The 7,432-nt window shown below is 35.6% G+C and carries 6 protein-coding genes, 1 tRNA gene and 1 pseudogene; 4 read left to right on the plus strand and 4 right to left on the minus strand.

The window, feature by feature from the left end; translation table 11 throughout:
- From ACVC2P_RS18895 to ACVC2P_RS18905, 3 genes and pseudogenes are all read left to right on the plus strand, one after another.
- A partial coding sequence (locus ACVC2P_RS18895; RefSeq protein WP_452600010.1) for a hypothetical protein occupies positions 1–200 on the plus strand: 200 nt, incomplete at its 5' end.
- Positions 201–214: 14 nt separating this feature from the next.
- A pseudogene (locus ACVC2P_RS18900) lies at positions 215–574 on the plus strand (LamG-like jellyroll fold domain-containing protein); the annotation flags it as partial.
- Positions 575–595: 21 nt separating this feature from the next.
- On the plus strand, positions 596–2,701 hold the full coding sequence (locus ACVC2P_RS18905) for a LamG-like jellyroll fold domain-containing protein (protein ID WP_452600009.1): 2,106 nt from the start codon (positions 596–598) through the stop codon (positions 2,699–2,701).
- A gap of 325 nt (positions 2,702–3,026) precedes the next feature.
- Here ACVC2P_RS18905 and istB read toward each other — a convergent pair whose 3' ends face one another.
- Together istB and istA are read right to left on the minus strand one after the other, a co-directional pair.
- On the minus strand, positions 3,027–3,749 hold the full coding sequence (gene istB, locus ACVC2P_RS18910; protein ID WP_452600005.1) for an IS21-like element helper ATPase IstB: 723 nt from the start codon (positions 3,747–3,749) through the stop codon (positions 3,027–3,029).
- Positions 3,750–3,766: 17 nt separating this feature from the next.
- The gene (gene istA / locus ACVC2P_RS18915; RefSeq protein ID WP_452600006.1) at positions 3,767–5,308 is read right to left on the minus strand and encodes an IS21 family transposase; all 1,542 of its coding nucleotides are present in this window, start codon (positions 5,306–5,308) and stop codon (positions 3,767–3,769) included.
- Between the two features lie 316 nt (positions 5,309–5,624).
- On the opposite strand from istA, the gene ACVC2P_RS18920 reads away from it, so the two are divergent.
- Complete coding sequence (locus ACVC2P_RS18920; RefSeq protein ID WP_452600007.1) at positions 5,625–6,098, plus strand: hypothetical protein; 474 nt, start codon at positions 5,625–5,627, stop codon at positions 6,096–6,098.
- A 123-nt stretch (positions 6,099–6,221) separates the two neighbouring features.
- Here ACVC2P_RS18920 and ACVC2P_RS18925 read toward each other — a convergent pair.
- Positions 6,222–6,295 (minus strand) — tRNA-Met (locus ACVC2P_RS18925).
- 242 nt (positions 6,296–6,537) lie between these two features.
- Positions 6,538–7,432: C1q-like domain-containing protein (locus tag ACVC2P_RS18930; protein ID WP_452600008.1), on the minus strand; the 895-nt coding region annotated here is incomplete at its 5' end.

The following is a 7,432-nucleotide window of genomic DNA, read 5'->3' on the forward strand; positions in this document are numbered from 1 at the left end:
TTTCAAATTGGATGATGGACCAACAGACAGTTCGGGTAATGAATACCATGGAGAACATTATTACGATGGTCATTTTGCGTACTTTAATCCCAGTTATGTTGACGATTCCGAAAGAGGCATGGTGGCCCATTATGATAAAGAAGATCACCAAATCAAGGTCGCTTATAGTTTTGACCCAGATGCTTACAATGGTGATTTAACCGCAGAAATCTGGATGAAAACCAACATACCACAATATGAAAGGTATTTGTTTGATTTCTCTACTTTTAGCTTAAGACTTGTACATACCCAAGGTATAGAATTGGCAACGAATAGTAGATTTAGTTATGGAGACGGGACATATGGTAACGGCATTAATTATAATGCAGTATATAATACAGGGGTCATTGACAATAAATGGCACCATATAGCAGTTGTTATTGATACCCAAGATAACGGTTCGGTCAATTTCTCTGTATATCTCGACGGTTCCCGAATAATACATAAGGAAGGGAATCCCAAATTATCATTGGACATCAATGAATATGCAAAAGCTTTGTATATAGGTCGCCGGGATAGTTATGAGAACAATGCCTTTAAGGGATATCTCGATGATATGAAGGTTTGGAGCAAAGCATTGAGCCCACAAGAAATTGAAACCAATTATGTAGGTTCGGATCTATTGGCACATTATAAGTTTGAAGATAATGCAGAAGATGCCTCTGGTTACAAACGTCATGGAAGTAATAATGGCGTGACTTATATAAATGACGGAGAACGAGGTAAAGTAGCTAAATTTGATGGTGTTGATGATTATATAGATACCAACTTTGATTTTCATCCGTCAGATTATGGAGGAGAGTTGACCGCCTCAGTTTGGATGAGAACAGATAATTGGGGAGATGCCTATGCCAGACTTTTAGATGCAGATTCCTGGTCTATGACCCGTGATAATATAGGAGAAGGTATTCGTTTTTATACCTATCATAATAATACAGATGGCCTTTATTATTATATAAAGCCAAATCTAAGTTTAACAGGTAAAAATTGGCACCACGTTGCTTTAGTAATGAAACCTAACGGTACAGGAGGTACTTTAAAAGAACTCTATGTTGATGGTAAAAAGGTAAGTTATGGAAGCGCAAATCTTCCCTTAAGAAAAAATAGAGTAAATATGTTAATTGGGAAATGGTCTGTTGATGACACAAAAAACTTCGAAGGTTTTATGGATGATGTTAAAATATGGAAGAAGGCATTTACAGCAGCAGAAATAGAAACAGAGTTTAATTCAACAAAGAAATACGAGCCACTAATAGCTCACTACACATTTAATGGAGATTTTAATGATCAATCTACATATCAGAGGCATGGTACGGCTCACAATGGAGTTGCATTAGTTGACGACTTAAAACGAGGTGAAGTAGCTAAATTTGATGGTGTTGATGATTATATAGATACCAACTTTGATTTTCATCCGTCAGATTATGGAGGAGAGTTAACCGCCTCAGTTTGGATGAGAACAGATAATTGGGGAGATGCCTATGCCAGACTTTTAGATGCGGATTCTTGGTCTATGACTAGAGCCAATACAGATAATGGTATTCGTTTTTATACCTATCATAATAATACTGACGGATTGTATTATTGGTTAGAATATAATCCTATTTCGCCATCTTTGAGTTTAGCTAATGATGATTGGCAGCATATTACCCTCGTTATGAAACCAAAAAGTGACGGCACTACATTGAAAGAGCTTTATATAAACGGTTCTATAGTAGGAGAGAATACTGTTAATCTTCCTTTCAGAAAAAGAGGAATTAAAACGCTAATAGGGAAATGGTCTCAGGATCATAGCAAAAATTATAACGGATATATTGATGAGATAAAAATTTGGAAAAAAGCTCTTGGCAGAACAGAAGTGTATAATGAATATGAAAATACACGATCAAAAATTGAAAATCTAGCTTTAAATAAAGCAGCTACTCAATCTAATGACCACAGCAGTGGCTTATATGGAGCTTCAAGGGCAGTGGATGGTGTTATAACAGGAATTTCTCCAGATTTTACACATACTCTTCATAACATTTCAGAACCTTGGTGGCAAGTAGATCTTGGTAAATTGGCAAATATTAAAGAAATAAGAGTCTACAACCGTACGGATTGTTGCAGTGAACGTTTAATCAATTTTCATTTGTTTGTATCTGATGTTCCTTTTACTTCTAATACAGTATCAGATGTGCAAGGTCAATTAGGAGTTACAGATTACCATTTTTCTGGTCAGGCGAGTAATCTTACTAAGCAATTAGTAAATAAAACAGGTAGGTACATTCGAATTCAATTGGAAGGAACGGGAACTTTAAGCCTTGCAGAAGTGCAAGTATTTGGAAGCTTTGTTTCTGTTTCATCCAAATCTTCAGCAAAGAGTAGGAGTATAGAAGTGGTTAATGAAGCAGAGGATATACCTCTAACAGATTTGATAATTCATCCGAATGCATCTGATGGACATTTCAATATTGATTTTGGTATTACCAAAGTAACTGATGTTACTTATAATATTTATAATCTTTCTGGGCAGCGTTTATTATCAGAAAGAAAAGTATTTAATAAAGCAGGTAATCACAGGTGGAAAGTTGATGCAAGCCAGTTATCAGATGGAATTTATATTTTAGAAATAACTTCTGATTTATGGAAGGAAAGTAAGCGACTAGTAATAAAAAAATAAGTTTAATTATTAAAAGTAATAATCCCCAAGGCTTGCATTGAGACTTGGGGTATTTCTTTTAATCGTATAATATAGAAAAGAATAAGACCATATCTCCCATTTTATCATACACCCCGATTTTTCTTAAACTTAAGAGGAAGTGAGCACAAAAGTATTATAATTTGTAATGAGTAAGACTTAATCTGACAGACAGTTGTTATTTTCTGTTGTTTAAGTGTAAATTCCTGTGAAGTTGACCCACCCATTCCTGTTTAAATTGCGCATAGTAAAACAGGTTCTAAAAAGAGTGGTTTTATTGCTTATAAAAATATAAAAATTAACATTATTATTTTCTTTTTCTTCTCATAGATTCTCCTTTGAGTTCTACCCTATGAGCAGCGTGTACTAATCGGTCTAAAATAGCATCAGCAATGGTTTGTTCCCCAATAATTTGATGCCACCCCATGACAGGTAACTGCGATGCGATGATGGTGGAACGTTTACCATGCCTGTCTTCAATAATTTCCATAAAGGCCTGCCTTTTGTTATTGTCCAGTTCCTGAAGCCCGAAGTCATCAAGTATAAGTAAATCCTGCCTTTCTATTCTATCGATCTCTTTGAGGTATGACCCATCGGCTTTAGCGAGTTTAAGCTTACCAAAGAGTTTGTTGATGTTATAGTATTTAACCCTATAACCTTGGGAGCAGGCCTGGTATCCAATAGCAGAAGCAATAAAACTTTTTCCTACCCCGGTACTTCCTGTGATCAGGATGTTCTCTTTGTTTTTAATAAATTCACAGGAGGTAAACCTCATAAATAGGTTTTTATCGATCATTCTGTTAGGTTCAAAGGATATTTGTTCTACGGCAGCTTTATACCTAAATCTGGCAGCCTTGGTCAGACGTTCTATTTTCCTGTTATGCTTATCGTCCCATTCAGATTGTAATAAATAGGCAACCAGTTCGTCATTGGTGTATTTTAGATGGTTAGCTTCCAGTGTTGTCTCAAAGGCTCTATGCATACCATATAGCCTTAACTGTTTCATTTGTTGTAATGTTTGATCATTCATAATATATAATGGTTTAATTATTTATAGTAATTGCCTCCTCTGATGTTATCATGTTTAGGAATGGAGGATTCCGTATTGGTGTCTTCCTGTATATAGTCTAATCCTTTTTCAAGGATGCTTTTTATACTTTGGTAATTGATACGTTCATAATCCAGAGCCCGTTTACAGGCATTGTTAAGGCGTTGGTTCCCTACTTTCTTAGATAGCCCCAATACACCCGCACAAGATTTATAGGACTGTTCAGGATGCTGCCTTTTTGCCAATAATAAAGTGATAAAAGTTTTACAATGCTCCCCGATACCACCAGCCCAATTCAAAAAGGTATCAGGGTTCCAGTCTGCTACATAACGGTGGGTAGATGGCATATGATCCCTGTCTGTAGTATACCCATAACGTTTTAACCCTCTTTTATGGATGGCAATACGTTTTTGTTTATAATAGATCTCAACAGTATCTTTAGTGTAAATGATACGGACTTTCTTGCCGATGTACCCATAAGGAACACTATAATGATGTTTGTCTTTATTAATGTGTATGTGAGAGGTCTTATATACAGTGCCCAGTAGATATTCCCGTATTTGATATTTCTCAACAGGCAGTGGCAGTAAAGCATCCTGTTCTAAAGAGGTAAATAAATCTAACCGACAGCAGTCTCTGGATTGGAAGTTGATCCTGTTATGTTTAGCTGTTAGCTCTAATATAGCCTCATTTAAAGCACTAAGGGTATAAAAATCATTGGTTAACATAGCAAAAACTCTTGTATAAATAATCTTAACGGCATTCTCTACCAATACTTTATCTCTTGGACGGTACGTTCTGGTTGGTAGTATCGTGGTATCATAATGGGTAGCCATGGCCAGTAAGCTCTCATTTAATATCGGTTCGTACTTACTGCTCTTGGTAACAGCCGACTTTAAGTTATCGGTTACTATCGCTCTAGGAACGCCTCCAAAAAAATGTAGGGCATTAACCATACAGCCTATAAAATCCTCACGTTTTTGTGAAGGACAAGCCTCTACATAGGTATAGCCACTAGCCCCCAGTATAGCGACAAACACCTCCATCTCTTTGATCAAACCTGTTGATGGCTCTATCACCTGTAGCTTTTTGCCTGTAAAGTCTACAAACATCTTATCGCCTGCCTTGTGGACAAAACGCATCACGGGGCTCTGGGTACGGGACCATACTCTGTAGAGGTGACAGAATCTGGAATAGGAGATAAATACTTTTTTGTCCTGATAGTAGGTCTCCCAGATCATGTAACGGGTAACACCTACCTTTTTAAGTTCTTTGCTCATCAGGGGGAAGAACTTAAAAACATAACTGTGACGTGTAGTAACCTGAGTCTCGTCTATACGTAACAATAAACGGAGCTCTTCAAAACTAAGACTGTCAACTTCTGAGCTGGTGAGTTTACTCTTGGTAAGAAGCCCTATATATTTACGAACGGTATTCCTGGATATCCCAAGTTGCTTGCTGATTTTTCGTTTACTAACCCCTTGGGTATATAAACGATATAATTGTTTGATTTTCCTCATGTCTAAATGTGTATTTGCCATGGTTATTTTTGTTGGTTATAACCATACAAGTTATTTAATACACACTTTTTCTAGGGTGGGTCAATTTAAACAGGAATACCCGGGTCACTTTAAATAGGATTTAGTGGGTCAGTTTGACAAGAATTTCCACTCAATGAGCAAAAACATAGCGACCATATTTGCAGAAGAGTTTAAGGCATTGATAGATCCTAAGAATATGAATTTTGAAAATGGTTGGGTCATTTAAGGAAAAGCAAAAACAAGACGCAATAGGTATAAAGACTATCTTTCTGAGGGGATACAATTATGTCTACATACTGGAGGTAGGAGAGAGGAGGTGGTTGAGTTGACATGGGACATGGTACATGAGATTAATGGAGCATTAGCTTTTATTGAATTAAAAAATTATAAAGTAGAGCGTTCTCTTGGCGATGGTTTTAATGATAATGTAGCACCTAGCATCATACCAATAACTGCAAGCTTAAAATCCTTATTGGTACAGTTGGGGTATAAAGACTATAAACAAACACAAGAATACATTTTATGTCCAAATCGTTCTGATACATCATCGAATGCAATAATGAATAATCTATCAAAAGGCTTCTCTCATTATTATAAGAAGTTGAATACAGGGCGGCAGTTACAATTGAAATGTTTAAGGAAAACCTATCTTACCCATTTGAATAATATACTCAAGGGAAATGCCAAAAGTTTGTCCTCTCATAGTACAAATACTATTTTAAAAAGGCATTATATAGATGAGACGATTTTATCTTCAGCCATAGCTGAGATGAACATTTTCGGGGATTAAAAATTGAAAAAACGGTACTCCATCCACGAAACTTTAAAAATCTATTGAAATTTGAAGTCTTTAAAACTTACAATTGGAATTAAAAAAAACAGCTTCTCAAAAAAGATTGAAAAGCTGTCATCGTAGCGAGAACGAGATTTGAACTCGTGACCTCCGGGTTATGAATCCGACGCTCTAACCAACTGAGCTACCTCGCCGTTTGCGGGTGCAAATCTAGTGTTTTTTAATAAATTGAACCAAATTATTTTCATTTTTTTTAATCATTTTTTTTGAAACTATAGACTTAATCATTTTTATAGTTAATACTCAATATGTTAATCATAAAATATAACTGGACTCTATTTAGTGTAAGTACTTTCAATAAGCTTTATAAATGAAAAAAAACCGAGTTAAACTTAACTCGGTTTTTTATTAAATATATTAATATTAGGTTATCGTATTATTGTAATCTCTTTATAGTTATACTAGAACCTTCTGCAATTGTGTCGATAGTAATACCGTTATTATTATTTGTTAATCTTGATTTTACTGAAATAGTTTGATTAACACTTAAGTCTAATATAACTGTTTTTGTAGCGCTATCTTGTCCAAAATTTCTTCTATGATAAGTGTAAGAAGTTGTTCCAGGAACTGTAGATCCATTTAAATCTAAAACCGTTTCAACATTAGCTCTAGAGTTTACATTCGCAGTATGATCAAAAGAGACTGTATAAGTGATTTCGTAAAGCCCTTTTTGAGGAATTGTAATAACTCCATTAGTCATTGTAAAACCATTTAAGTTTATCCTAGTTGTATTAAATGCTATAGTACTAAATGATGTAGTTATAGGAGTAGAACCTGTAGCATCGTATGCATCAAAATATCTAAAACCTAAATATGCGCCTCCATCTGAACCAACGGTTATTCTATTATTACTATCATTACTAACTACATTTGCTGTTTGAGATCCATTTTCTTCATTAACATAAGTAATAACACCGCTTACGGTATTTTGAGAAAGATTAGTTATAATATTTGTTGCTGGGTCTCCCTGAGGCCCTTGAGGTCCAATAAGATTTGGAGTAGTAAAATTAGTTCCATCAGTATAATTAAAAGTAAGTGTTCCATCACCATTATCTGTAGAATTAGAAATACCAACTCCTTGAAGACCTTGTGGCCCTTGCGGTCCATCTGTTCCAGTAGCACCTTGAGGTCCTGTTAAGTCAGATGAGGTAAATGTTGTCGTATCTGTATATGTAATAGTAAAAGTTCCATCTCCATTGTCAATTGTAGAAGTAATGCCTTTGCCATCTGTTCCAGCAGGTCCTTGCGGTCCTTCAGGTCCAACTGCACCA

The organism is Pontimicrobium sp. MEBiC01747, from assembly GCF_053601635.1.